General features: G+C 58.4%; 24 protein-coding genes and 2 pseudogenes. 18 read left to right on the top strand and 8 right to left on the bottom strand.

Features of this window, described 5'->3' with window-relative positions; all coding sequences use genetic code 11:
* Window positions 1-303: 303 nt before the first annotated feature.
* Window positions 304-1119: a tRNA cyclic N6-threonylcarbamoyladenosine(37) synthase TcdA gene (gene tcdA / locus PMI28_RS06445; protein ID WP_033063547.1), complete on the top strand. Its 816-nt coding sequence runs from the start codon at window positions 304-306 to the stop codon at window positions 1117-1119.
* Between the two features lie 147 nt (window positions 1120-1266).
* Here the strand turns inward: tcdA and PMI28_RS06450 are convergent, their stop codons facing one another.
* The 4 genes from PMI28_RS06450 to PMI28_RS06465 all read right to left on the bottom strand — a co-directional run bounded on the left by PMI28_RS06450 (window position 1267) and on the right by PMI28_RS06465 (window position 4455).
* Window positions 1267-1671 carry a SufE family protein gene (locus PMI28_RS06450; protein ID WP_007990296.1) on the bottom strand — a complete coding sequence of 135 codons (405 nt, stop codon included), beginning with the start codon at window positions 1669-1671 and terminating at the stop codon, window positions 1267-1269.
* A complete protein-coding gene (locus tag PMI28_RS06455) occupies window positions 1668-2873 on the bottom strand; it encodes an aminotransferase class V-fold PLP-dependent enzyme (protein ID WP_007990294.1) in 1206 nt (401 codons plus the stop codon). Before PMI28_RS06455 ends, PMI28_RS06450 begins: the two co-directional genes overlap by 4 nt.
* A gap of 152 nt (window positions 2874-3025) precedes the next feature.
* The gene (gene dapD / locus PMI28_RS06460) at window positions 3026-4060 is read right to left on the bottom strand and encodes a 2,3,4,5-tetrahydropyridine-2,6-dicarboxylate N-succinyltransferase (protein WP_007990292.1); all 1035 of its coding nucleotides are present in this window, start codon (window positions 4058-4060) and stop codon (window positions 3026-3028) included.
* A 32-nt stretch (window positions 4061-4092) separates the two neighbouring features.
* The gene (locus PMI28_RS06465; RefSeq protein ID WP_007990290.1) at window positions 4093-4455 is read right to left on the bottom strand and encodes an ArsC family reductase; all 363 of its coding nucleotides are present in this window, start codon (window positions 4453-4455) and stop codon (window positions 4093-4095) included.
* Window positions 4456-4748: 293 nt separating this feature from the next.
* Between PMI28_RS06465 and PMI28_RS31675 the strand changes: the two are divergent.
* Window positions 4749-4952, top strand: a pseudogene (locus tag PMI28_RS31675) (Na+/H+ antiporter); the annotation flags it as partial.
* Window positions 4945-5196: pseudogene (locus PMI28_RS31670) on the top strand (Na+/H+ antiporter); the annotation flags it as partial. The pseudogenes PMI28_RS31675 and PMI28_RS31670, both read left to right, overlap by 8 nt.
* Before the next feature lie 25 nt (window positions 5197-5221).
* Here the strand turns inward: PMI28_RS31670 and PMI28_RS06475 are convergent.
* From PMI28_RS06475 to map, 4 genes are all read right to left on the bottom strand, one after another.
* Window positions 5222-5977, bottom strand: a complete 756-nt coding sequence (locus tag PMI28_RS06475; RefSeq protein ID WP_007990284.1) for a M12 family metallopeptidase — start codon at window positions 5975-5977, stop codon at window positions 5222-5224.
* 181 nt (window positions 5978-6158) lie between these two features.
* Complete coding sequence (gene dapC, locus PMI28_RS06480) at window positions 6159-7361, bottom strand: succinyldiaminopimelate transaminase (RefSeq protein ID WP_007990281.1); 1203 nt, start codon at window positions 7359-7361, stop codon at window positions 6159-6161.
* A gap of 158 nt (window positions 7362-7519) precedes the next feature.
* Window positions 7520-10222, bottom strand: a complete 2703-nt coding sequence (locus PMI28_RS06485; RefSeq protein ID WP_007990279.1) for a [protein-PII] uridylyltransferase — start codon at window positions 10220-10222, stop codon at window positions 7520-7522.
* Window positions 10223-10259: 37 nt separating this feature from the next.
* Window positions 10260-11042, bottom strand: coding sequence for a type I methionyl aminopeptidase (gene map, locus PMI28_RS06490; RefSeq protein WP_007990276.1), 783 nt, complete (start codon window positions 11040-11042; stop codon window positions 10260-10262).
* A 371-nt stretch (window positions 11043-11413) separates the two neighbouring features.
* Here map and rpsB point away from each other — a divergent pair, with 371 nt between their 5' ends.
* The 15 genes from rpsB to rnhB all read left to right on the top strand — a co-directional run bounded on the left by rpsB (window position 11414) and on the right by rnhB (window position 26029).
* Complete coding sequence (gene rpsB / locus PMI28_RS06495; RefSeq protein WP_007978390.1) at window positions 11414-12151, top strand: 30S ribosomal protein S2; 738 nt, start codon at window positions 11414-11416, stop codon at window positions 12149-12151.
* 189 nt (window positions 12152-12340) lie between these two features.
* On the top strand, window positions 12341-13204 hold the full coding sequence (gene tsf / locus PMI28_RS06500) for a translation elongation factor Ts (protein ID WP_007990274.1): 864 nt from the start codon (window positions 12341-12343) through the stop codon (window positions 13202-13204).
* A 210-nt stretch (window positions 13205-13414) separates the two neighbouring features.
* A complete protein-coding gene (pyrH, locus tag PMI28_RS06505) occupies window positions 13415-14158 on the top strand; it encodes a UMP kinase (RefSeq protein WP_003222124.1) in 744 nt (247 codons plus the stop codon).
* Window positions 14155-14712 (top strand): ribosome recycling factor, encoded by a 558-nt coding sequence (gene frr, locus PMI28_RS06510; protein ID WP_007940501.1) that lies wholly within the window; start codon window positions 14155-14157, stop codon window positions 14710-14712. Before pyrH ends, frr begins: the two co-directional genes overlap by 4 nt.
* A gap of 13 nt (window positions 14713-14725) precedes the next feature.
* Window positions 14726-15481 carry a polyprenyl diphosphate synthase gene (uppS, locus tag PMI28_RS06515; RefSeq protein WP_007990272.1) on the top strand — a complete coding sequence of 252 codons (756 nt, stop codon included), beginning with the start codon at window positions 14726-14728 and terminating at the stop codon, window positions 15479-15481.
* Window positions 15481-16287, top strand: a complete 807-nt coding sequence (locus PMI28_RS06520; RefSeq protein ID WP_007990270.1) for a phosphatidate cytidylyltransferase — start codon at window positions 15481-15483, stop codon at window positions 16285-16287. Before uppS ends, PMI28_RS06520 begins: the two co-directional genes overlap by 1 nt.
* A complete protein-coding gene (ispC, locus tag PMI28_RS06525; RefSeq protein ID WP_007990268.1) occupies window positions 16284-17474 on the top strand; it encodes a 1-deoxy-D-xylulose-5-phosphate reductoisomerase in 1191 nt (396 codons plus the stop codon). Before PMI28_RS06520 ends, ispC begins: the two co-directional genes overlap by 4 nt.
* 53 nt (window positions 17475-17527) lie before the next feature.
* Complete coding sequence (rseP, locus tag PMI28_RS06530) at window positions 17528-18880, top strand: sigma E protease regulator RseP (protein ID WP_007990266.1); 1353 nt, start codon at window positions 17528-17530, stop codon at window positions 18878-18880.
* Between the two features lie 72 nt (window positions 18881-18952).
* On the top strand, window positions 18953-21328 hold the full coding sequence (gene bamA, locus PMI28_RS06535; RefSeq protein ID WP_007990263.1) for an outer membrane protein assembly factor BamA: 2376 nt from the start codon (window positions 18953-18955) through the stop codon (window positions 21326-21328).
* Between the two features lie 45 nt (window positions 21329-21373).
* Entirely contained in the window at window positions 21374-21877 is a 504-nt protein-coding gene (locus tag PMI28_RS06540) for an OmpH family outer membrane protein (RefSeq protein WP_007990260.1), read from the top strand.
* A gap of 3 nt (window positions 21878-21880) precedes the next feature.
* The gene (gene lpxD / locus PMI28_RS06545; protein ID WP_007990258.1) at window positions 21881-22936 is read left to right on the top strand and encodes a UDP-3-O-(3-hydroxymyristoyl)glucosamine N-acyltransferase; all 1056 of its coding nucleotides are present in this window, start codon (window positions 21881-21883) and stop codon (window positions 22934-22936) included.
* 108 nt (window positions 22937-23044) lie between these two features.
* A complete protein-coding gene (gene fabZ / locus PMI28_RS06550) occupies window positions 23045-23485 on the top strand; it encodes a 3-hydroxyacyl-ACP dehydratase FabZ (protein WP_007978374.1) in 441 nt (146 codons plus the stop codon).
* A complete protein-coding gene (gene lpxA / locus PMI28_RS06555) occupies window positions 23482-24258 on the top strand; it encodes an acyl-ACP--UDP-N-acetylglucosamine O-acyltransferase (RefSeq protein WP_007978373.1) in 777 nt (258 codons plus the stop codon). The genes fabZ and lpxA overlap by 4 nt, the downstream gene beginning before the upstream one ends.
* 2 nt (window positions 24259-24260) lie before the next feature.
* A complete protein-coding gene (gene lpxB, locus PMI28_RS06560) occupies window positions 24261-25391 on the top strand; it encodes a lipid-A-disaccharide synthase (protein WP_007990255.1) in 1131 nt (376 codons plus the stop codon).
* Between the two features lie 11 nt (window positions 25392-25402).
* Window positions 25403-26029, top strand: coding sequence for a ribonuclease HII (gene rnhB / locus PMI28_RS06565; RefSeq protein WP_007978371.1), 627 nt, complete (start codon window positions 25403-25405; stop codon window positions 26027-26029).
* Window positions 26030-26095: the final 66 nt, after the last annotated feature.

Here is a 26095-nt window from a genome sequence, read left to right as displayed (position 1 = left end):
ACACCGGGCCTTCCCTGACCGTACAGCAGACAGGGAAATGCCTGACGTTGGGCAATTGGCTTTCACATAAGTTCTTACACTTGTCGCTTGAAACTTAAATCTTGTAGCTGCGTAGGTGTCCTGCCTCGCAGACACGTTCCTCTTTTGACGAGTGGCTGTTGTCGTCAGGCAAGGCGCCGCGACGAGTCATAGCCCGCTATGGCGAGGAGCGGCAACGCAGCATGACGGCAACAGACGCCGTCAAAAAGGAACAGTGTTTGTGAGGCAGGACACCCCTTATAATGCGCGCCGGTTTTTAGGGTAATGGTCATGAGTACAGAAGATCCGCGGTTTGCTGGCATCGCCCGCTTGTATGGTATTGAAGGCCTTGAGCGCCTGCGCGCGGCCCATGTGGCGATCGTGGGCGTCGGTGGTGTCGGCTCCTGGGCGGCGGAAGCCATGGCCCGTTGCGGGGTGGGCGAGATTTCGCTATTCGATCTCGATGACGTCTGCGTCAGCAACGCCAACCGCCAGTTGCACGCGCTGGACAGCACCGTCGGCAAGCCCAAGGTCGAGGTGATGGCCGAGCGCCTGCGCGGAATCAATCCCGATTGCACGGTGCACGCGGTGCCTGACTTCGTCACCCGTGACACCATGGCCGAGTACATCACGCCGAACATCGATTGTGTGATCGACTGCATCGACAGCGTCAACGCCAAGGCTGCGCTGATCGCCTGGTGCAAGCGCCGCAAGATCCAGATCATCACCACCGGCGGCGCGGGCGGGCAGATCGATCCGACGCTGATCCAGGTTTGCGACCTCAACCGCACGTTCAATGACCCATTGGCTTCGAAAGTCCGTTCCACTCTGCGCCGCGACTACGGTTTCTCGCGCACCGTGACCCGCCATTACAGCGTGCCGTGCGTGTTTTCCACCGAACAACTGCGCTACCCGAAACCGGACGGCAGCATTTGCCTGCAGAAGAGTTTTGTCGGTGACGGGGTGAAGCTCGACTGTGCCGGCGGGTTTGGCGCAGTGATGATGGTGACGGCGACGTTCGGCATGGTCGCGGCGACCAAGGCTGTGGACAAGATTGTGGCGGGTGTGCGGCGGCCGGCGGATCGTATCAAGCCTGCTTAGGAATACTGCTTTTGTGGCGAGGGAGCTTGCTCCCGCTGGGGCGCGGAGCGGCCCTGGTCATTGATTCATATTGTTGTCAGGTACACCGAGCAAGATGGTTTACGACGGCTTCGCCGCCGAGCGGGAGCAAGCTCCCTCGCCACAAAATCAGGCGGCCAGCTCGCGCATCCGCTGTAGCACCGCATTCAAGCCATTACTGCGGGACTCGGACAACTGCCGCCCCAACCCCAACTGATTGAACCAGTCCGGCAAATCCACCTGCTGCAACTCAGGCGCGGACAACCCGTTGACCCGCGCCAGCAGCAACGCCACTAACCCGCGAATCAAGCGTGCATCGCTGTTGGCGCTGAACTGCCAATGACCATCGCGCAACTCGCCCACCAGCCACACCTGGCTTTCACAGCCGTGCACCCGGTTGGCATCACACATTTGCACCTCACTCAACGCCGGCAGGCGCTCGCCCCATTGCATCAGCAGGCGTGCGCGTTGTTCCCAGCCGGCAGCTTTCTGAAAGGTGTCCAGTGCGGTCACGGCATCGGCAGGCAGGTTCATCGTAATAGCTCCAGCGCTTGATCCAGGGCTTCAAAGAACCGCTCCAGGTCTTCGGAATCGTTGTACAGCGCCAACGACACCCGAATCGCTCCGGCCAGTTCAAAGCGTTTGAGCAGCGGCATGGCGCAGTGATGGCCGGCGCGTACCGCGATCCCTTGTTCGGTCAGCAAATGTGCCAGATCGGAGTTATGCACACCCTCGACGGTAAAACTGGCCAGTGCCACGTGCGGCTTGCCCAGCAGGCGGATGCCGTTGCGTGCCTCAAGCCCCTTGAGCAGACAGGCATGCAGCGCAGCTTCATGGGCGGACACGGCGTCCTGATCGAGCCCGGCGAGGTAATCCAGGGTCGCTCCCAGGCCGATCACACTGGCAATCGGCGGTGTCCCGGCCTCAAAGCCCAGTGGCGCGGGGCGAAAGCGGGCATCGTGGTAATTGGCGTCCAGTACCATCTCACCGCCGAATTGCCACGGGCGCAGTTGCTGCAGCGCTTCATGGCGTCCGAACAGCACACCCAGGCCATCGGGCCCGTAGAGTTTGTGGCTGGAGAACACATAGAAATCGCAGCCCAGCGCTTGCACGTCGTGACGGCCATGGACCACGCCCTGGGCGCCGTCGATCACGGTCAACGCGTTGTGCGCCTTGGCCAGTGCCAGCAATTCGGGCAGCGGCTGCCACGCGCCAATCACATTGGACAATTGACTGACCGCCAGCAGGCGTGTGCGCGAGCCGATCAAACCGGCAGCGGCTTCAAGGTCGATCACACCGTCGGCATCCAGCGGCAGGATCACCAGTTTCAGGTCGCGACGGTGCGCCAGTTGCTGCCACGGCAGCAGGTTGGCGTGGTGTTCCAGGGCGCTGATGACAATCTCGTCACCCGGATTGAAAAGAAGTTCCAGGCCATAGGCCAGGAGATTCAGAGCGGACGTCGCGCCGTGGGTAAAGATGATCTGCCCACAGTCGCTGGCGTTGAGCCATTGTGCGGCTTTGCGGCGGCTGTCTTCGAAAGCCTGGGTGGCGTGAGCGCCGGGCAAGTGCTGCGCCCGATGCACGTTGGCCGCGCCGTTGGCGTAGTAATGCGCCAGGGCATCCAGCAGGGCTTGAGGTTTTTGTGTGGTGGCGGCGTTGTCCAGATAGATCTGGTCTTGCCGTTGCAGGGCGGCGATGGCCGGAAAATCGGCGCGCCAGGGAGAGGGAATCATCATGTTATCGGGCCCTGGTGAGGGTACGCCGTACCCATGTAGGAGCGAGCTTGCTCGCGATGGACGCATGGACGACGCGTGCTGTCTGTTGCCGCGTGTAATCGTTGACGTCTATCGCGAGCAAGCTCGCTCCTACACAGGTGATCGTGTAACGCTTAGTTGTGAGCGTGCAGCGCTTCGTTCAGTTCGATGGCCGATTTGTGGGTTTTGCATTCCACGGCACCGGTCTCCGAATTGCGACGGAACAGCAGGTCGGGCTGGCCGGCCAGTTCACGGGCCTTGACCACTTTGACCAGTTGGTTGTTTTCGTCCAGCAGCGCGACTTTGGTGCCGGCAGTCACGTACAGGCCCGACTCAACGGTGTTGCGGTCGCCCAACGGAATACCGATACCGGCGTTGGCGCCAATCAGGCAGCCTTCGCCAACCTTGATCACGATGTTGCCGCCGCCCGACAGGGTGCCCATGGTCGAGCAGCCGCCGCCCAGGTCCGAACCCTTGCCGACGAACACGCCAGCGGACACGCGGCCTTCGATCATGCCCGGGCCTTCGGTGCCGGCGTTGAAGTTGATGAAACCTTCGTGCATCACCGTGGTGCCTTCGCCCACGTACGCACCCAGGCGCAGACGCGCAGCGTCAGCGATACGCACGCCGGCCGGTACCACGTAGTCGGTCATTTTCGGGAACTTGTCCACCGAGAACACTTCCAGCAGCTCGCCACGCAGACGGGCTTCGAGTTGCAGCTCGGCCAGTTCGCTCAGGTCGACCGCGCCCTGGCTGGTCCAGGCCACGTTCGGCAGCAGCGGGAAAATCCCGGCCAGGTTCAGGCCGTGTGGCTTGACCAGGCGATGGCTCAGCAGGTGCAGCTTGAGGTAAGCCTCGGGGGTGGACGACAGCTGGGCGTCTTCAGCCAGCAAGGTGGCGACCAGCGGCTTGTGGCTTTCGGCCAGGCGGGTCAGCAGGGCAGCCTGGGCAGCGTCGACGCCTTTCAGCGCTTCAGCCAGTTGCGAGGCCTGGGCGGTGCTGAACGTGATGGCCTGATTACCTTCGGTGTAGCCCAGGATCGGTGCGACAGCGGCGACGACTTCAGCCGATGGCTTGAGTACCGGGGCGGCGTAGAACACTTCCAGCCATGCGCCTTGACGGTTTTGAGTGCCGACGCCGAAGGCCAGGCTGAACAGGGTAGTGGACATGTGTATACCTCTAACAAAATTGAACGGGCTGCTTACTTGAGCGCGGCCGCGTAGATATCTGGCTTGTAGCCAATCAGGGTTCGGTCACCGAGATCGAGCACCGGGCGCTTGATCATCGAGGGTTGTGCAAGCATCAGTTCGATTGCTTTCGTCTGGTCGAGATCGGCTTTGCGTTCGTCGTCGAGCTTGCGAAAGGTCGTGCCTGCACGGTTCAACACCACTTCCCAGCCGTGCTCGTTGCACCATTGGGTCAGGTGTTCACGGTCGATACCGACCGCTTTGTAATCATGAAAGTCATAGCTGACAGCGTGTTCATCGAGCCAGGTGCGCGCCTTTTTCATGGTGTCGCAGGCTTTGATGCCGAAAAGGTGCAACGTTTTGCTTGAATCGGTCAAGGAATTGCCCCCTTTGCAGGTGCCGTAAATAAAAGGTGACGGATTATGCCATGACCGCACGGTTTCGCGTCGGCTGTAGTGACTGACAGCGCAAATCCAATGTGGGAGCGGGCTTGCTCGCGAATGCGGTGTGTCTGGTCAATCAATGTCGACTGACACTCTCTATTCGCGAGCAAGCCCGCTCCCACAGGGATTGTGGTGTGCCGGCGTGCGACATTGGAGCAACGGTCAGGCCAAGTCTAAGCGGCTAATATGGCACTTCAATGCTGTCGATTGTCCGTGAACCAAGCTTTATGCAAACCGCGTACACCGTCCTGATTCTGTTGATGCTGGTTGGCGTCTCACGCCTGGTCGGACGGGTGGTACAGCTGCCGTTGCCGCTGGTGCAAATCGCGGCTGGGGCTTTGCTCGCCTGGCCGACGCTGGGTTTGCATATGGCCCTCGATCCCGAACTGTTTCTGTTCCTGCCGCTGCTGTTGTTTTCCGACGGCCGCCGAACTCAAGGTGCGAATCATGTCCGAGTATCGCCATCAGTTGGAGGTGTTCAACGATTCCACTGAGGCGCAGGCACTGGCCTTTCAGATGGACTTGCTGGAGCGGTGGCTGCGGGTGAAGGCGCTGCGGGCGCAGCGCCTGGAGTTATACAGTCTCAGCCGTCATCACCAGATCGGCGATGACGTGTTGCGTGAGGTGTTGGGGGAGCTGGATTTGAGCGAGGCGAAGTTGGGAGTGGTGAAGTGACCGTAGCCAACGTGTACTGCGATGATTATGGATAAATCGCGCGTATGGCGGAGATGTCTCCCTCGCTGATGTGCAAGTTCTTGGGTTGATGCCAGTCGCCCACAGTGAGTTCGTTGAGGACTTGATAATGCATCACTGAGTGCCGGTCGTAGGGTGTGTAGGTTCGATTGGTAGTACGCTCAAGTGGAAAGACGTTGGCGTCAACATCTGCACGGGACAGATTTGAAGCGATTTCCATGTGTGCATAGGTTTTTTCTCGGTCCCAAGGTATCGCGGCTTCTGGATGTTGATGTTCATGGTTCAAACCCAGTGCATGTCCAAATTCATGGATGACCACATACTCGTAATTGGGTGAGGCAAAGTCAGTTCCCAATACCATCGATGGAGTATGCGGACTGCCGGTCATTGCGTCGGTACCCAGTTGTGAGCTACCGCCATTCTTTAATAAGGGTTGAAAGTTGACCCGGATATCGCCTAGAAAGTCATCGGAGTCATAGATGTCTTCTTCGTCAATTTCAATGAATTCGAAGTTTAGATTGATGTAAGGAAGCCATTTGTTTGCGCCATTTTTTACGACTTCAAATGACTGCTCGTTATAACGGTAAACGAGGATTTTTAATGTTCTTCCGGGGCGCCAATATTTGGTGTGCTCCCCAACGCTACGTTTGTTTCGACCGCCGCTGCTGTTTGCTTTGTTATCGGGTCGCTCGTTAATTGCAGCATAATAAGACGCGAGCGGGTCGGCGGGTGTAAGGGGCTTGCAGTAGTTGTATTGATTCATGTTGTTGTATTTGATTGGTTGTGGGTGAGCCCTGAAAGTATTTAAGTGAAGTGAGGTTGTCTATGGGTTTGGTTGTGCAGGTTGTTACGTTCAATAGTTAATGCAGAGTTAATAATCGAGGTGTTTGCGTTGTTGTCTAAGTTTGCCTGCACCGCATTGCGCGGTGCAGGCATGATAGCTGTTAGTTGCCGCGTGTTGTTATGAAGTTGCGAATTCGCTCAGCCGCCTCTACGCATTCGGCCAAAGGCGCGACCAATGCCATGCGTACACGCCCGGCTCCCGGATTAACGCCATCTACTTCACGGGACAGATAAGAACCTGGCACTACAGTTACATGTTCTTGGGCAAACAGATCACGGCAAAACGCCGCGTCGTCACCTTCAACATTCGGCCACAGGTAGAAACTGCCATCAGGACGTTGCACATCCATTACCGGACTGAGGATTTCCAGTACTGCATCGAACTTCTCGCGGTACAGCGCACGGTTGGCACGCACATGCACTTCGTCGTTCCACGCGGCAACGCTGGCCAGTTGCGTCTGAACCGGCATCGCGCAGCCGTGGTAAGTGCGATAGAGCAAGAAGCCTTTGAGAATGTCTGCGTCACCCGCGACAAAGCCCGAACGCAGGCCTGGCAAGTTAGAACGCTTGGACAGGCTGTGGAACACCACGCAACGCTTGAAGTCCTTGCGCCCCAGTTCCGTGCAAGCGCTGAGCAGGCCGGGTGGCGGGGTTTGTTCGTCGAAGTACAGTTCGCTGTAGCACTCGTCCGCGGCAATCACAAAGTCGTATTCGTCAGCCAGAGTGATCAGTTTCTTCAAGGTTTCGACCGGGATCAGTGCACCGGTCGGGTTGCCTGGCGAGCACAGGAACAGGATCTGGCAGCGCTGCCAGATATCCGGCGAAACAGCGTCGAAATCCGGGTTGAAGCCGTTTTCATCCAGGCATGGCAGATAGTGCGGCTTGGCGCCGGCGAGGAACGCGGCGCCTTCGTAGATCTGGTAGAACGGGTTCGGGCTGACCACCAATGCGTCGTCGCCACGGTTGACCACGGTCTGGGTGAAGGCGAACAGCGCTTCGCGGGTGCCATTGACCGGCAGCACGTTGCGCGCCGGGTCGATCCAGCCGTTGGGCACGCCGAATCGACGCTCGCACCAGGCGGCAATGGCTTCACGCAGCTCCGGGATGCCGAGGGTGGTCGGGTACACCGCCATTTTTTCCAGATTGCTGGCCAGGGCTTCGGCGACGAAGCTTGGCGAACGGTGCTTCGGCTCGCCGATGGACAATGCGATCGGGCGCTTGTCCGGGTTCGGCGTCACGCTGCCGAGCAGGGCGCGGAGCTTTTCGAAGGGGTAGGGCTGGAGCTGTGACAGAGCGTTGTTCATCGATAAATCTCGTTCGGTGTTGGAGCGGCACTGGTCCCTGTAGGAGCGAGCTTGCTCGCGATGGTCGTCAACGATAACGCGTTCTTGCCAGAATAACGCGGCGTATTTGAGTTCATCGCGAGCAAGCTCGCTCCTACAAAAGGCGGGCCGTTGTTAAGTCAGATACTGATGCGCGACAGTTTGATATCGGGTTCCTGATTGACGCTCAACTGCTCGACGATTGCATCCTGTAACCGGCTGCACAGAAGCGGATCGGACAGAGGGTGGTTGTTGGCGTCGGTGATGAAGAACACGTCTTCCACGCGCTCGCCGAGGGTGGCGATCTTGGCGTTTTGCAGCGACAGATCGAACTCCAGGAAAATGGTTCCGATCCGCGCCAGCAGGCCCGGGCGGTCGGGAGCGGTGAGTTCGAGCACCGTCACCTGGCGCTGGGCGTCGTTGTGGATCGTCACCTGCGGCGCAAAGGCGAAATGCTTGAGCTGGCGCGGCACCCGGCGCTGGATGATGGTCGGGTAGTCGTCCGGGTTGCGCAGGGCTTCGGTCAGGCCGTCGCGGATTTGCTTGGTCCGTGCCGGGTTGTCGCCAATCGAGTCGCCGTCGGCGTCGAGCACGATATAGGTGTCGAGGGTGAACTGGCTGCTGGAGGTGATGATCCGGGCGTCGTGAATGTTCAGGTTGAGCTGGTCCATCGCCGCCACGGTCACGGCAAAGAAGTCGTGCTGGTCCGGGGCGTAGATGAAGATCTGCGTACCACCTTCGAACTCGCGCTGGGTGGTTTCCTTGATCAGCACCAGTGGCCCGCCATCGGCCGGTTGCTGGAGGATTGCGTCGCTGTGCCAGGCGACGTCGCCGGCGGTGTGACGCAGGAAATAGTCATCACCCAACTGCGCCCACAGCTGCTCGACGTCGTCAGGGTCGGTGCCGCCACGCACCAGGATATCCAGGGCGGCGCTCTGGGTCTGGCGGATCTGCTCTTCGCGATCCACCGGGTTTTCCAGGCCTCGACGCAAGGCGCGCTTGGTCTCGGTGTAGAGCTGACGCAGCAGGCTGGCGCGCCAGGAGTTCCACAGGGTCGGATTGGTGGCGTTGATGTCGGCGACGGTCAGCACGTAGAGGTAGTCGAGACGGGTTTCGTCGCCGACGATCTGGGCGAAATCGTGGATCACCTGCGGGTCGGACAAGTCCTTGCGCTGGGCGGTGGTCGACATCACCAGGTGATTTTGCACCAGCCATACGATCAGGCGGCTGTCCCACACGGGCAACTGATGGCGCTGGCAAAACGCCTCGGCGTCGACTGCGCCGATGTCCGAGTGGTCGCCATGCCGGCCTTTGCCGATGTCGTGGTACAGGCCGGCCATGTAAATCAGCTCGGGTTTGGGCAACTTGCCCATGAGCTTGCTGGCCAGCGGGAATTTTTCCGACACCTGGGTGTACTGCAATTTACGCAGGTGCTTGATCAGGTTCAGGGTGTGCGCGTCGACCGTATAGATGTGGAACAGGTCATGCTGCATCTGCCCGACGATAAGGCCGAATTCGGGCAGATAGCGCCCCAGGATGCCGTAACGGTTCATTCGCCGCAGGTTGCGGTGGATACCGATCTTGCATTTGAACAATTCGATAAACAGGCTGGTGTTGCGAATATCGTTGCGAAAGTCGTCGTCGATCAGGTGACGGTTTTCCCGTAGCAGACGAATGGTATCGGCGCGCACGCCTTTGATTTCCGGCTGCTGGGCCATCAGCACGAAAATTTCGAGCATGGCGAAAGGGGTGCGGCGAAAGACGTTGTCGTTGCGTGCTTCGATGTAGCCATCATGCAACTGGAAGCGTGAGTTGATCGGCTGCGGCGGTGCTTCGTCTTCCGGCGCGAGGATGACTTCCTCGAAGTGCTGGATGATCAGGTCGCTGAGCTGGGCAATACTCATCACTACCCGGTAATACTGCTGCATGAAATTTTCGATGGCTTGCTTGGCGTCGTCGCCTTTGAAGCCCAGCAGCCCGGCAATGGTACGCTGGTGATCGAACAGCAGGCGGTCTTCGGCGCGGCCAGCCAGCATGTGCAGGGCATAACGAACCTTCCACAGGAATTCCTGGGAAGAGGCGAGCAGGGCGTTTTCGCTCTCGACCAGGAATCCTTCGCCCGCCAGTGCCCGCAGGTTCAGGGTGCCGTACTCGCGCCGGGCCACCCACAGAATCGTCTGGATATCCCGCAGGCCACCGGGTGAGCCTTTGACGTTGGGTTCCAGGTTGTATTCGGTGTCGTTGTACTTGTGGTGGCGGGCCTTTTGTTCGGCGCGCTTGGCCAGGAAGAAGTCCTTGCTCGGCCACATGTGCGCGGTGCTGGTGACATCCAGCATGCGCTGGCGCAAATGCTCGGGGCCGGCGATGGTGCGGCTTTCCATCAGGTTGGTGACGACCGTCAGGTCGGCACGGGCCTCGACGGCGCACTCGTCGACCGAGCGAACGCTCTGACCAACCTCCAGGCCGATGTCCCACAACAGCGTCAGAAAACGCTCGATGGAATCGCGGAAAACTTCGTGGTCGGCGCTGTCCAGCAGGATCAGCAAATCGATATCGGAATAAGGGTGCAGTTCACCGCGGCCGTAGCCACCGACCGCGACCAGCGCGATATCGGCTTCGGAACTCAAGTTGAACTGGTCCCAGGCCTTTTGCAGGATGTTATCGACGAACCAGGCGCGATCCTCGATCAGCCGGCGAATGTCCCGGCCGTTGCGAAAGCGCGCGTCGAGCACCTCGCGGGCCTGGCGGATCGCCTTCTTGAAGGCCGCGATGGGGCTTGCCTTCAGGGCCAGTTCAGCCTGGAACTGACCGCGGTCGAAGAGTTCGGGATCCACCTGCGGCATCGATTGGCTTTCCTTTCTATAGGCGAGGTGCGAGGGATCAGGCCGAAACGCGAGGGATGGTGTCATCGCTGCGCAGGGTGAAGATCTCGTAACCGGTTTCGGTCACCAGCAGGGTGTGCTCCCACTGTGCCGAGAGCTTGCGGTCCTTGGTGATCGCGGTCCAGCCATCGCCCAGTACCTTGGTGTCGGCCTTGCCCTGGTTGATCATCGGCTCGATGGTGAAGGTCATGCCAGCCTTGAGCTCCATGCCGGTGCCTGCGCGGCCGTAGTGCAGAATCTGCGGCTCTTCATGGAACACCTTGCCGATACCGTGGCCGCAGAATTCACGAACCACCGAGAATCCGTTCTTTTCAGCGTGCTTCTGGATGATTTCGCCGATGTCGCCCAGGCGGCAGCCGGGTTTGACGATTTCAATCGCCTTGTACATGCATTCCTGGGTCACCTGGGACAGGCGCTCGGCCCAGACCGGTACGGTGCCGACATGGAACATCCGGCTGGTGTCGCCGTGGTAACCGTCCTTGATGACGGTCACGTCGATGTTCAGGGTATCGCCATCTTTCAGTGGCTTGTCGTTCGGGATGCCGTGACAGACCACATGGTTGATCGACGTGCAGATCGACTTTGGATAGCCCTTGTAGTTGAGCGGGGCAGGAATGGCTTTCTGCTCGTTGACGATGTAGTCGTGGCAGATCTGGTTCAGTTGATCGGTGGTAACGCCCGGCTTGACGTATTCTGCAATCATTTCCAGCACATCGGCGGCCAGTTTGCCGGCGATACGCATTTTGGCGATATCCTCGGGCGTTTTGAGGGTGACGGTCATACAGGCTCTCTCTGCGCTCGATGGCGCTTTCTGAACGGAAAGGGCATTGCGCGATCGTTCTTCGCGGCCCTGAAAAATGCGATTCTACCAGACGATCAGGGCAAATCTGCGCCTGTGTGCATCGCTTCTCTCTATAGAATGGTGCATTCTTGGCGGATTCCAAGGGACGGAGCAAAGCGCTCGCCAGGATTTCAGAATCCGGGTTCCGTTTTGCCCTGCCTTGTGATATAAAATGCGCCGCTTTCCGGGGATGTCCCGAAAAGCCTAAATCCACACACGTGTCGACACGATGACCTGGGTGCCTTCAGCTGATGCTGCTGGTTGGTCATTGGGATACGTGGAGGCCAAACCCGACTTATTAAGGAACTATCATGTCCCAAGTCAACATGCGCGATATGCTGAAGGCCGGTGTGCACTTCGGTCACCAGACCCGTTACTGGAACCCGAAAATGGGTAAATACATTTTCGGTGCGCGTAACAAGATCCACATCATCAACCTTGAAAAAACCCTGCCAATGTTCAACGAAGCTCTGACTTTCGTAGAGCGTCTGGCCCAGGGCAAAAACAAGATTCTGTTCGTCGGCACCAAGCGTTCCGCTGGCAAGATCGTTGCTGAAGAAGCAGCACGTTGCGGTTCGCCGTACGTCGATCACCGCTGGTTGGGCGGCATGCTGACCAACTTCAAAACCATCCGTGCTTCCATCAAGCGTCTGCGTGACCTTGAAGTTCAAGCCGAAGACGGTACTTTCGCCAAGCTGACCAAGAAAGAAGCGCTGATGCGCACTCGTGACCTGGAAAAGCTGGATCGTTCCCTGGGTGGTATCAAGGACATGGGCGGTCTGCCAGACGCTCTGTTCGTTATCGACGTTGATCACGAGCGCATCGCGATCACCGAAGCCAACAAGCTGGGCATCCCGGTTATCGGCGTAGTCGATACCAACAGCAGCCCGGAAGGCGTTGACTACATCATCCCAGGCAACGATGACGCAATCCGCGCTATCCAGCTGTACATGGGTTCGATGGCTGACGCTGTGATCCGTGGTCGCAACAATGTTGCCGGCGGCACCGAAGTATTCGTTGAAGAAGCTCCGGTAGCAGCAGCTGAGTAATTGACGCCTTGGCGTTGACTCAGTAAGCAAAAAGGGGGCTTGGCCCCCTTTTTGCCACCTCGAAAACCATTTGTCGGCGCCCACTGCTCTATCTGTAACGTGCGGCAGCTAACAAGGGTGGTTCGGGAAGAATTGATCGCCCGTTCGATCGGGTGGAATGGTTGAAAACCTATCCAAGAGGATTTTGAAATGGCAGAGATTACTGCAGCGTTGGTCAAAGAACTGCGCGAGCGTACTGGCGAAGGCATGATGGACTGCAAAAAGGCCTTGACCAAGGCTGGCGGCGACATCGAGAAAGCCATTGATGACATGCGTGCTTCGGGCGCCATCAAGGCTGCCAAGAAAGCCGGCAACGTTGCCGCTGAAGGCGCAATCGCCATCAAGGCTGACGACAAGGCAGCCGTGCTGCTGGAAGTTAACTCGCAGACCGACTTCCTGGCCCTGCAAGACGACTTCAAGAACTTCGTTGCTGCCAGCGTAGAAAAAGCCTTCGCCGAAAAACTGACCGACGCAGCTCCGCTGATCGCCGCTCAGGAAGCTGCTCGTGAAGCCCTGGTGGCCAAAGTTGGCGAGAACGTCAACATCCGTCGCCTGGTGCGCGTTGAGGGTGACGTTGTCGGCACCTACCTGCACGGTAACAAGATCGGTGTTGCTGTTGTTCTCAAGGGCGGTGATGTTCAGCTGGCCAAAGAGATCGCCATGCACGTGGCGGCCAGCAACCCTGAGTTCCTGCTGCCATCGCAGGTTTCGCCAGAAGCCATCGAGCGCGAGAAGGGCGTTTTCCTGACCCTGAACGAAGACAAGATGAAAGGCAAGCCAGCTGAAATCGTCGAGAAGATGATCGCCGGCCGTATCACCAAGTTCCTGGCTGAAGCCAGCCTGGTCGAGCAAGCTTTCGTCATGAATCCGGAAGTCACCGTAGGTGCCTTGGCCAAGAAAGCCGGCGCTGAAATCGTTTCCTTCACCTACTTCAAAGTCGGCGAAGGCATCGAGAAGCCAGTGGACAACTTCGCTGAAGAAGTTGCCGCACAACTGGCTGCCGCCAAGCAGTAAGACGGTTTCTTAACTGTCGCCCAGAAGAGGCTGCCCGCTCACGCGCGCAGCCTCTTTTCAGATGGGGCACCAATTTTTAATTGGTTTCCTTTTGGAACTGGCTTACAAAGCCATGTTCCGATGGTGCTGAAGCAGCGCCAGGCTAGAGTGAACGCCAGCTGTAAACAGCTCGCAAAGAATTTTTAAAATACGCCGCAGGAGAGATTCGCAATGGCTCAGCAGGGCAGTGGTTATCAGGCTCGCTATAAACGCATTCTACTCAAGCTTAGCGGCGAGGCCCTGATGGGCTCGGAAGAGTTCGGGATCGACCCGAAAGTTCTGGATCGCATGGCATTGGAAGTTGGCCAACTGGTCGGCATCGGTGTTCAGGTCGGTCTGGTTATCGGTGGTGGCAACCTGTTCCGCGGTGAAGCGCTGAGCAAGGCTGGCATGGACCGGGTCACCGGCGACCACATGGGCATGCTGGCCACTGTGATGAACGCCCTGGCCATGCGCGACGCCCTTGAGCGTGCCAACATCTCGGCCATCGTGATGTCCGCTATTTCCATGGTTGGCGTGACCGATCACTATGATCGTCGCAAGGCCATGCGCCACTTGAACTCCAAGGACGTGGTGATTTTCGCGGCCGGTACCGGCAACCCGTTCTTTACGACGGATTCGGCTGCCTGCCTGCGTGCAATCGAAATCGATGCCGATGTCGTGCTCAAGGCGACCAAGGTCGATGGCGTCTACACCGCTGACCCGTTCAAAGACCCGCATGCCGAGAAGTTCGATCATCTGACCTACGATGAAGTGCTGGATCGCAAGCTGGGCGTGATGGATCTGACGGCCATTTGCCTGTGTCGCGACCACAAGATGCCGCTACGCGTATTTAACATGAACAAGCCCGGCGCCCTGCTGAACATCGTGCATGGTGGCGCTGAAGGGACCCTGATCGAGGAAGGCCAACAATGATCAACGAAATCAAGAAAGACGCTAAAGAGCGCATGCAGAAGTCCGTGGAATCGCTGGCGCACAACTTCGGCCGTATCCGTACCGGTCAGGCGCACCCAAGCATTCTGGAAGGCGTGATGGTGCCGTACTACGGTGCGGACACTCCGATCAAGCAAGTGGCCAACATCACCGTCAAAGACGCCCGTACCCTGCAAGTCGTTGCTTTCGAGCGCAACATGCTGGGTGCCGTCGACAAGGCGATCGGTAGCGCAGGTCTGAACCTGAACCCGACCAACCTTGGCGAGCTGCTGCTCATCAGCATGCCGGCCCTGACCGAAGAAACCCGCCGCGGTTTCACCAAGCAGGCTCGCGATGTGGCTGAAGATGCCCGTGTTGCCGTACGCAACATCCGTCGCGATGCGAACAGCTCGCTGAAGGATCTGGTCAAGGAAAAGGAAATCAGCGAAGACGAAGAGCGTCGCGCCACTGGCGAGATCGACGATCTGACCAAGAAGTTCGTAGCTGAAATCGACGCTAAGTTGGCGGAGAAAGAAAAAGACCTGATGGCCGTATAAGGGTCGCGTTTTCATGGATAAGACAAAGCAGACTGCACCGTCCGCGGTGCCGCGCCATGTCGCGATCATCATGGATGGTAACAATCGCTGGGCGAAAAAACGCTTTATGCCGGGTGTCGCCGGGCATAAAGCGGGCGTGGATGCGGTACGTGCGGTCATTGAGGTTTGTGCTGAGGCCAAGGTCGAAGTGCTGACCCTGTTCGCCTTTTCCAGCGAGAACTGGCAGCGTCCGGCCGATGAGGTCAGCGCCTTGATGGATCTGTTCTTCAGGGCGCTGCGTCGTGAGGCCAAGCGCCTCAACGACAACAACATCAGCCTGCGCATCATTGGTGACCGCTCGCGTTTTCATCCCGAGCTGCAGGCTGCAATGCGTGAAGCTGAAGCCATGACAGTGGGTGCCAATCGTTTTGTCCTGCAGATCGCCGCCAATTACGGTGGTCAGTGGGATATCGCGCAAGCTGCGCAACGATTGGCGCGAGAGGTTCAGGCCGGACACTTGCGTCCGGAAGACATTACGCCTGATCTGCTGCAGACCTGCCTGGTCACGGGTGACCTGCCGCTGCCGGACCTGTGTATCCGCACCGGTGGCGAGCACCGCATCAGCAACTTCCTGCTCTGGCAGCTGGCCTATGCCGAGTTGTATTTTTCCGACCTGTTCTGGCCGGACTTCAAACACGATGCCATGCGCAATGCGCTGGCCGATTTCGCTTCCCGCCAGCGCCGCTTCGGTAAAACGAGCGAGCAGGTCGAGGCTGGAGCCCGGGTTTAATGCTTAAACAACGAATCATCACCGCACTGATCTTGCTGCCGATTGCCTTGGGCGGGTTTTTCCTGCTTGAAGGTTCCGGTTTTGCACTGTTCATCGGGCTGGTGGTCACCCTTGGTGCCTGGGAATGGGCGCGTCTGGCGGGTTTCGCCGGTCAAACGTTCCGCGTGGGCTATGCCGCTGTGGTCGCTTTGATGCTGTTCGTCATGTACATCCTGCCCGGCCTCGCGCCTTGGGTATTGGGCGCTTCGGTACTGTGGTGGGCGGTGGCGACGTATCTGGTGCTGACCTATCCGCATTCGAGCGAGCATTGGTCCAATGCAGCGACCAAGTTGGTGATCGGCCTGTTGATTCTCCTTCCGGCCTGGCAAGGCCTGGTGCAGATCAAACAGTACCCGCTGGGTAACTTGCTGATCATGGCGGTGATGGTGTTGGTCTGGGGGGCCGATATTGGCGCCTACTTCTCCGGTCGCGCTTTCGGTAAGCGCAAGCTCGCACCGCAGGTCAGTCCGGGCAAAAGCTGGGAAGGCGTGTACGGTGGTCTGGCGCTGAGCCTGGTCATTACCACGCTCGTTGCTCTGGTGCGCGACTGGACGGTGGCCGAGTTGCTCAAGGGGCTGATCGGCGCTGCGCTCATCGTGTTTATCTCGGTGGTGGGCGACCTCACTGAAAGCATGTTCAAGCGCCAGTCCGGCATCAAGGACAGCAGCAATCTGCTTCCGGGTCACGGTGGCGTGCTGGATCGTATCGACAGCCTGACGGCAGCGATACCGGTGTTTGCCGTTCTGTTGTGGATGGCAGCCCCATGAGCCGCCCGCAACAGATTACCGTTCTGGGTGCGACCGGCTCGATTGGCCTGAGTACGCTCGACGTCATCGCTCGCCACCCTGATCGTTATCAGGTTTTTGCCTTGAGTGGCTTCACTCGCTTGAGTCAATTACTGGCGCTATGCGTACGTCATGTCCCGCGATTTGCTGTAGTGCCTGAGGTCGCTGCTGCCCGCACCCTGCAGGATGATTTGCGCGCGGCGGGTCTTTCGACCCGCGTTCTGGTGGGTGAGGAAGGTTTGTGTCGGGTTGCCTCCGATCCGGAAGTCGACACGGTCATGGCGGCCATCGTCGGTGCGGCGGGACTGCGCCCGACACTGGCAGCGGTCGAGACCGGCAAGAAAATCCTCCTGGCCAACAAAGAAGCGCTGGTCATGTCCGGTGCGTTGTTTATGCAGGCGGTGCGCAAGAGCGGTTCGGTGTTGCTGCCGATCGATAGCGAACACAACGCGATTTTTCAGTGCATGCCGCTGGATTATGCCCGTGGCCTTGAGGCGGTCGGTGTGCGTCGGATTTTACTGACGGCTTCCGGTGGGCCGTTCCGACAGACGCCGATGGCTGAACTGGCGCATGTTTCACCTGACCAGGCGTGTGCTCACCCGAATTGGTCCATGGGGCGAAAAATCTCCGTTGATTCGGCGAGCATGATGAACAAGGGGCTTGAGTTGATCGAAGCCTGCTGGCTGTTCGATGCCAAGCCATCCCAGGTCGAGGTGGTGATTCACCCGCAAAGCGTGATTCATTCGCTGGTCGACTATATCGATGGTTCTGTCCTGGCGCAGCTGGGCAATCCAGACATGCGCACCCCCATCGCCAATGCCCTGGCCTGGCCTGAGCGAATCGATTCGGGTGTGGCGCCACTGGATCTGTTTACCATTGCGCGCCTGGATTTCCAGGCGCCCGATGAAGAGCGTTTCCCGTGCCTGCGTCTGGCTCGTCAGGCGGCCGAGGCGGGTAATAGCGCGCCGGCGATGCTCAATGCGGCGAACGAAGTGGCGGTGGCGGCATTTCTCGACGAACGGGTTCGTTACCCGGAAATCGCGAGTATCATCGAAGAAGTACTGAATCTGGAGCCCGTGGTGGCAGTGGATGATCTCGATGCAGTGTTCACGGCAGACGCGAAGGCGCGATTGCTGGCCGGACAGTGGTTGAGTCGTCATGGGCGGTAAATGCTGCGGATAGTTGACCCAGGCAGCAGCGGATAGGATTGCGGAGAAAGTAGATGAGCGCGCTCTATATGATTGTCGGCACCCTGGTCGCTTTGGGTGTGCTGGTCACCTTCCACGAGTTCGGCCACTTTTGGGTCGCGCGTCGCTGTGGGGTCAAAGTGCTGCGTTTCTCCGTAGGCTTCGGCATGCCTTTGCTGCGCTGGCACGACAAGCAAGGCACCGAATTCGTTGTCGCCGCGATCCCGTTGGGCGGCTACGTCAAAATGCTCGACGAGCGCGAGGGTGAAGTCCCCCTCGATCAGCTCCACCACACCTTCAATCGCAAATCCGTTCGTCAGCGCATTGCCATCGTAGCCGCGGGGCCGATAGCCAACTTCTTGCTGGCATTGGTGTTCTTCTGGGGATTGGCAATGCTCGGCAGCGAGCAGGTGCGTCCGGTCATCGGAGCTGTCGAGTCCGGCAGTATTGCGGCCAAGGCGGGATTGAGCCCTGGCCAGGAAATCGTAGCCATTGATGGTGAAGTGACTTCCGGCTGGGCGGCGGTGAACCTGCAATTGGTTCGTCGCCTGGGCGAAAGCGGCTCATTGCAGGTAATAGTGCGCGAGCAAGGTTCCACGACCGATTCTCCTCGTGAGCTGGTGCTGGACAAATGGCTCAAAGGGGCCAACGAGCCCGACCCTATCCATTCGTTGGGCATTCGTCCCTGGCGCCCGGCATTACCGCCGGTTCTGGCCGAACTCGATCCAAAGGGGCCGGCTCAGGCTGCCGGCCTGAAGACCGGTGATCGTTTGCTGGCGCTCGATGGTCGTACGCTGGATGACTGGCAGCAGGTAGTCGACACCGTGCGTATGCATCCTGATACCAAAATCATGCTGCGGGTTGAGCGTGACGGTGCTCAAATCGACGTCCCGGTAACGCTGGCCGCTCGCGGCGAGAGCAAGTCACCCAGCGGCTACCTGGGGGCAGGGGTGAAGGCTGTCGATTGGCCGCCGGAGATGATCCGCGAAGTCAGTTACGGCCCATTGGCAGCGATTGGCGAGGGGGCTCGACGTACCTGGACCATGAGCGTGCTGACCCTCGATTCACTGAAGAAAATGTTGTTCGGTGAGCTCTCGGTAAAAAACTTGAGTGGACCGATAACCATTGCTAAAGTGGCGGGCGCTTCGGCCCAGTCGGGTGTTGCTGATTTCCTGAATTTCCTTGCTTATCTGAGTATTAGCCTGGGGGTTCTGAATTTGCTGCCCATTCCTGTGCTGGATGGGGGGCATTTGTTGTTTTATCTGATCGAGTGGGCGCGTGGTCGCCCCTTGTCGGATCGGGTGCAAGGTTGGGGGATACAGATCGGCATCAGTTTGGTGATCGGAGTGATGTTGCTTGCTCTGGTTAATGATCTGGGTCGTCTGTAACGTCGCTGAATTGCGAATCTGCCGCATTTTGCGGCAGTTTGTTTATTGCCAGTTGGAATAAGAAAGGACTTCATGAAACGTCTGCTGCTAACTGCGGTTCTCACCGTATTGATGATCGCCGAAGTTCACGCCGAGTCCTTCACTATCTCTGATATTCGCGTCAATGGCCTCCAGCGGGTCTCCGCGGGTAGCGTCTTTGGTGCTTTGCCGTTGAACGTCGGTGAACAGGCGGATGATCGTCGCCTGGTGGAATCCACTCGTGCGTTGTTCAAAACCGGTTTCTTTCAAGATATCCAGCTGGGCCGCGATGGCAACGTCCTGGTCATTACTGTAGTCGAGCGCCCGTCGGTTGCCAGTATCGAGATCGAAGGCAACAAGGCGATCTCTACCGAAGACCTGATGAAAGGCCTCAAGCAATCCGGTCTGGCCGAAGGCGAGATCTTCCAGCGTGCCACCCTTGAAGGCGTGCGTAACGAACTGCAGCGCCAGTACGTCGCCCAGGGTCGCTACTCGGCTACCGTCGATACCGAAGTGGTACCGCAGCCGCGTAACCGTGTCGGCCTGAAGGTCAATATCAACGAAGGCACCGTTGCGGCGATCCAGCACATCAACGTGGTGGGCAACACGGTCTTTCCCGATGAAGACCTGATCGACCTGTTCGAACTCAAGACCACCAACTGGTTGTCGTTCTTCAAGAACGACGACAAGTACGCCCGTGAAAAACTGTCCGGTGACCTGGAGCGTCTACGTTCCTACTACCTGGACCGTGGCTATATCAACATGGATATCGCTTCGACCCAGGTATCCATCACGCCGGACAAGAAACACGTCTACATCACTGTAAACGTCAACGAAGGCGAGAAGTACACCGTTCGTGACGTCAAGCTCAGCGGTGACCTGAAAGTCCCTGAAGACCAGGTCAAGTCCCTGCTGCTGGTGCAAAAAGGCCAGGTGTTCTCGCGCAAGCTGATGACCACGACCTCCGAGCTGATCACCCGTCGTCTGGGTAACGAAGGTTATACCTTCGCCAACGTCAACGGCGTGCCTCAACCGCACGATGAAGATCACACCGTAGACATCCTGTTCGCGGTCGATCCGGGCAAGCGTGCTTACGTGAACCGTATCAACTTCCGTGGCAACACCAAGTCCGAAGACGAAGTGCTGCGTCGTGAAATGCGTCAGATGGAAGGCGGCTGGGCTTCGACCTACCTGATCGACCAATCCAAGACCCGTCTGGAACGTCTGGGCTTCTTCAAGGAAGTCAACGTTGAGACCCCGGCCGTGCCGGGTGTCGATGACCAGGTGGACGTCAACTACAGCGTTGAAGAACAAGCCTCCGGTTCGATTACCGCCAGCGTCGGTTTCGCCCAGAGTGCTGGCCTGATCCTCGGTGGTTCGATCACCCAGAACAACTTCCTGGGTACCGGTAACAAGGTCAGTATCGGTTTGACCAAAAGTCAGTACCAGACGCGTTACAACTTCGGTTTTGTCGACCCCTACTGGACTGCTGATGGCGTGAGCCTGGGTTACAACGCCTTCTACCGCACCACCGACTACAATGACCTCGACGTCGATGTAGCGAGCTATGCCGTCGACAGCCTGGGTGCAGGCGTGAGCGTCGGTTACCCGATCAGCGAAACATCGCGTCTGACCTTCGGCCTGAACGCGCAACAGGACAAGATCAAGACCGGCATTTACACCGTTGACGAGATTTTCGACTTCGTTAACAAGGAAGGCGATCAGTACCTGAACTTCAAGGCTTCGGCCGGCTGGTCCGAGTCCACCCTGAACAAGGGCGTACTCGCCACCCGTGGTCATTCCCAGAGCCTGGTGCTGGAATCCACGATTCCAGGCAGCGACCTGTCGTTCTTCAAGCTCGACTACCGTGGCCAGCTGTTCCAGCCATTGTCCGAGAACTACACCATGCGCCTGCACACCGAGCTGGGTTATGGCGATGGTTACGGTTCGACCGACGGCTTGCCTTTCTATGAAAACTACTATGCTGGTGGTTTCAACTCGGTACGTGGCTTCAAGGACAGCACTCTGGGTCCTCGCAGTACGCCAAGTACCGGCAAGAACCCTGGCACTCAATTCGACCCGGACCAGGATCCACTGCCGTTTGGTGGTAACGTCCTGATTCAGGGTGGTGCTGAAGTATTGTTCCCTCTGCCGTTCGTCAAGGACCAGCGTTCCCTGCGTACTTCGGTATTCTGGGATGTGGGTAACGTGTTCAATTCTTCGTGCTCGGACACCACAAACGCCGATGGCACGAAGTCCAACACCAAGTGCGACGATATCAGCTTGAGCAACATGGCCAGTTCTGTCGGTGTGGGTGTGACCTGGGTCACCGCACTGGGTCCTCTGAGTTTCGCGTTGGCCATGCCAGTCAAGAAACCGGATAACGCTGAGACTCAAGTGTTCCAATTTTCCCTCGGCCAGACGTTCTAAGCGTCTGACCCAAGATAACGACAATGAATTTTGTAGGAGTGCATCGTGCGTAAGTTGACTCAATTGGTTCTCCTGGCCAGCGTACTGGTCGCTGGTCCGGCATTTGCCGACATGAAAATTGCTGTTCTGAACTATCAGATGGCTTTGCTGGAGTCCGACGCGGCCAAGAAATACGCCGTGGATGCCGAGAAGAAGTTCGGTCCTCAGCTGACCAAGCTCAAGACGCTGGAAAGCAGCGCCAAGGGCATTCAGGACCGTCTGATGGCCGGTGGCGACAAAATGCAGCAGGGCGAGCGCGAGCGTCTGGAGCTTGAATTCAAGCAAAAGGCACGTGACTTCCAGTTCCAGTCCAAGGAGCTGAACGAAGCCAAAGCCGTTGCCGACCGCGAAATGCTGAAGCAGCTCAAGCCGAAACTGGACAGCGCTGTGGAAGAAGTCATCAAGAAAGGTGCTTTTGACCTGGTCTTCGAGCGTGGCGCAGTGATTGATGTCAAGCCTCAGTACGACATCACTCGCCAGGTTATCGAGCGCATGAATCAGCTGAAGTAATCCATGACCGTGACCATTAAGCTCGGCCAGTTGGCCGAGTTCCTCGGCGCCACGCTACGTGGCGATCCCGAGAAAGCAATTACTGGGCTAGCCACCTTGCAGGAGGCTGGCCCAGCTCAGTTGAGCTTTCTCGCAAACCCCCAATACCGTAAGTACCTGGCAGGCAGTCAGGCTGCAGCCCTGTTGCTGAAGGCTGCTGATGCCGAAGGTTTTGCCGGTAATGCGCTGGTGGTGCCTGATCCGTATCTGGCCTACGCGCGTGTTTCCCACCTGTTCGATCCAAAGCCGAAAGCGGCTGCCGGTATTCACCCGACAGCCGTTGTGGCCGAGGACGCGGTGGTTGACCCGGCTGCGAGTATTGGTGCTTTTGCGGTGATCGAAAGCGCGGCACGTATTGCTGCCGGTGTGACCATCGGTGCGCATTGCTTCATCGGTGCCCGTTGCGAAATCGGCGAAGGCGGTTGGCTGGCCCCGCGGGTCACGCTGTACCACGACGTGCGCATCGGCAAGCGTGTGGTCATTCAGTCAGGTGCCGTGCTCGGCGGCGAAGGTTTCGGTTTTGCCAATGAGAAAGGTGTCTGGCAGAAAATTGCCCAGATCGGTGGTGTGTTGGTCGGTGACGATGTGGAGATTGGCGTGAATACCGCTATTGACCGCGGCGCATTGGCCGATACCGTTCTCGGTAATGGTGTGAAGCTCGACAACCAGATCCAGATCGCCCACAACGTTCAGGTCGGTGATCACACCGCCATGGCCGCCTGTGTCGGGATCTCCGGCAGCACCAAAATCGGCAAGCATTGCATGCTCGCCGGCGGTGTAGGGCTGGTGGGACATATCGAAATTTGCGACAACGTTTTCATCACCGGGATGACCATGGTGACCCACTCGATTACCGAAAAGGGTTCCTATTCTTCCGGTACGGCAATGCAGCCAGCAGCCGAATGGCGCAAAAGCGCGGCTCGCATCCGTCAGCTCGATGACATCGCGCGACGTCTGCGACAGCTGGAAAAGCAGGCAGGGGAAGTGACCCCTGACAGTAATGCTTCATCAGATGGCTGATACCATTTCCATATCAAGTGTGCACAGCCGCTAGACTGCCTCCTTGATTTGCTAGCGGAGCGTGTATCAGTCGCGCGCTCCCAATCTTTACATAGGCTTCCCCCCGAAATGATGGACATCAACGAGATTCGCGAATACCTGCCTCACCGTTACCCGTTCCTGCTGGTGGACCGGGTAGTGGAGCTGGATGTTGAAGGCAAGCGCATTCGCGCCTACAAGAATGTCAGCATCAACGAACCGTTCTTCAATGGTCACTTCCCTGCGCATCCAATCATGCCAGGCGTATTGATCATCGAGGCAATGGCTCAGGCTGCCGGGATCCTTGGTTTCAAAATGCTCGACGTGAAACCGGCTGACGGCACCCTCTATTACTTCGTCGGTTCCGACAAACTGCGCTTCCGCCAGCCGGTATTGCCGGGCGATCAACTGATCCTTGAAGCCAAATTCATCAGCTGCAAGCGTCAGATCTGGAAGTTCGAGTGCCAGGCTTCGGTCGATGGCAAGCCTGTCTGCTCGGCTGAGATCATCTGTGCGGAACGCAAACTATGAGTTTGATTGACCCTCGTGCAATCATCGATCCGACAGCCATTCTGGCTGACGGCGTCGAGGTCGGCCCGTGGTCGATCGTCGGCGCAGGTGTGGAAATCGGCGAGGGGACAGTCATCGGGCCGCACGTGATTCTCAAGGGCCCGACCCGAATCGGTAAGCACAATCGCATCTACCAGTTTTCCTCGGTGGGTGAAGACACACCTGACCTGAAGTACAAAGGCGAAGAAACCCGCCTGGTGATCGGTGATCACAACGTCATCCGTGAAGGCGTGACGATTCACCGTGGCACCATCCAGGACCGTTCGGAAACGACCCTGGGCGATCACAATCTGATCATGGCTTATGCCCACATCGGCCACGACAGCGTTATCGGCAACCACTGCATCCTGGTGAACAACACCGCACTGGCGGGCCATGTGCATGTGGAAGACTGGGCGATCCTCTCCGGTTTTACCCTGGTTCACCAGTATTGCCACATTGGCGCCCACAGTTTTTCAGGCATGGGTACGGCAATCGGCAAGGATGTTCCTGCGTATGTCACGGTGTTCGGTAACCCCGCCGAAGCCCGCAGCATGAACTTCGAGGGCATGCGCCGTCGGGGCTTCAGCGAAGATGCGATCCACGCGCTGCGTCGTGCCTACAAGGTGGTTTACCGCCAGGGCCTGACTGTGGAGCAGGCGCTCGCCGAACTGGCCGAGCCGTCGGCTCAGTATCCGGAAGTGGCGGTGTTCCGTGACTCCATCCAGTCTTCGACTCGCGGCATCACCCGCTAATCATGGCCAATCTGCGTATTGCGCTGGTAGCGGGAGAGGCTTCCGGTGACATTCTGGGCGCGGGTCTCATGCGCGCGCTCAAGGCTCGTCACCCGGCCGTCGAATTCATAGGTGTTGGCGGTCCATTGATGCAGGCTGAAGGCCTGACCTCGTATTTCCCGATGGAGCGTCTGTCCGTCATGGGGCTGGTGGAAGTCCTGGGCCGCCTGCGCGAGTTGCTGGCGCGGCGCAAAAAACTGGTCGCTGACCTGATCGCCGCCAAGCCTGATGTCTTCATCGGTATCGATGCGCCGGACTTCAACCTCAATATCGAACTCAAACTGCGTCAGGCCGGTATCAAGACCGTGCATTACGTCAGCCCGTCGGTCTGGGCCTGGCGGCAGAAACGCGTGCTGAAGATTCGCGAAGGCTGCGACCTGATGCTCACGCTGTTCCCGTTCGAAGCCAGATTTTATGAAGAAAAAGGTGTGCCGGTGCGGTTCGTCGGTCATACCCTGGCCGATGCCATTCCACTCGAAGCCGATCGCGCTGCTGCGCGGGCCGAACTCGGTTTGCCTGACGGGCCGCTGGTAGCGTTGATGCCTGGCAGCCGTGGCGGTGAAGTTGGCCGGCTCGGTGCGTTGTTTCTCGATACTGCCCAGCGCCTGCGGGCGTTACGCCCGGGTGTGCGGTTTGTCATGCCTTGCGCCAGTGCGCAACGTCGCGCACAGCTTGAAGAACTGTTGGCTGGTCGCGATCTGCCATTGACCCTGCTCGATGGACAGTCGCATCTGGCCCTGGCAGCGTGCGATGCGGTGTTGATTGCCTCCGGCACCGCAACGCTTGAAGCGTTGCTGTACAAGCGGCCGATGGTGGTTGCCTACCGTCTGGCACCGCTGACGTTCTGGATTCTCAAGCGCATGGTGAAAAGCCCCTACATTTCGTTGCCGAACTTGTTGGCCCAGCGTCTGTTGGTGCCCGAGTTGTTGCAGGACGATGCCACGGTCGAAGCGCTGGCCCAGACATTGTCACCGTTGATCGAAGGCGGGGAAGAGCAGACCCGTGGCTTTGACGAGATTCACCGGACCCTGCGTCTGGATGCCTCCAACCAGGCTGCGGACGCAGTGCTGAACCTGATCGGCCAAGTCAAATGAGTAAAACGAACATGCAGATGGGGCTGGATTTCACCTTGGTCGCTGAAGTCGAAGAGTTGGTTGCCGGCGTCGATGAAGTCGGTCGCGGCCCGCTCTGTGGCGCGGTGGTGACAGCGGCGGTGATCCTTGATCCGAACCGCCCGATCCTCGGCCTGAACGACTCGAAGAAACTCACCGAAGCCCGTCGCGAAAAGCTCTACGACGAAATCTGCGAAAAAGCCCTGAGCTGGTGCATCGCTCGCGCCGAAGTCGAAGAAATCGACGAACTGAATATCCTGCACGCCACCATGTTGGCCATGCAGCGTGCGGTCGCCGGGCTGCACATCCAGCCGAAACTGGCGATGATTGACGGTAACCGTTGCCCGAAACTGCCGATGCGCTCCGAAGCTGTGGTCAAGGGCGATAGCAAGGTTCCAGCCATCGCCGCCGCATCGATTCTGGCCAAGGTCAGCCGCGATCGCGAAATGGCTGCGTTCGAATTGATCTACCCGGGTTACGGCATTGGCGGGCATAAAGGCTACCCGACACCCGTTCATCTGGAAGCGCTGGCACGGCTTGGGCCGACCCCAATTCATCGGCGTTCGTTTGCCCCGGTGCGTCTGGCTTACGAGGCGCGGGAAAGTCTCATCGAGAGTTAGTCGCAAGGCTGATTTTTTTTACCAAGGCCCGGTACAATCCGGGCCTTGTTGTCTTTACGTTCTCAG

Origin of the sequence: Pseudomonas sp. GM48, assembly GCF_000282335.1 — a bacterium.
Taxonomy (GTDB): Bacteria; Pseudomonadota; Gammaproteobacteria; order Pseudomonadales; family Pseudomonadaceae; genus Aquipseudomonas.
Note: the sequence above shows the minus strand (reverse complement) of the source record. Positions and strands in the feature narration are given on the sequence as shown.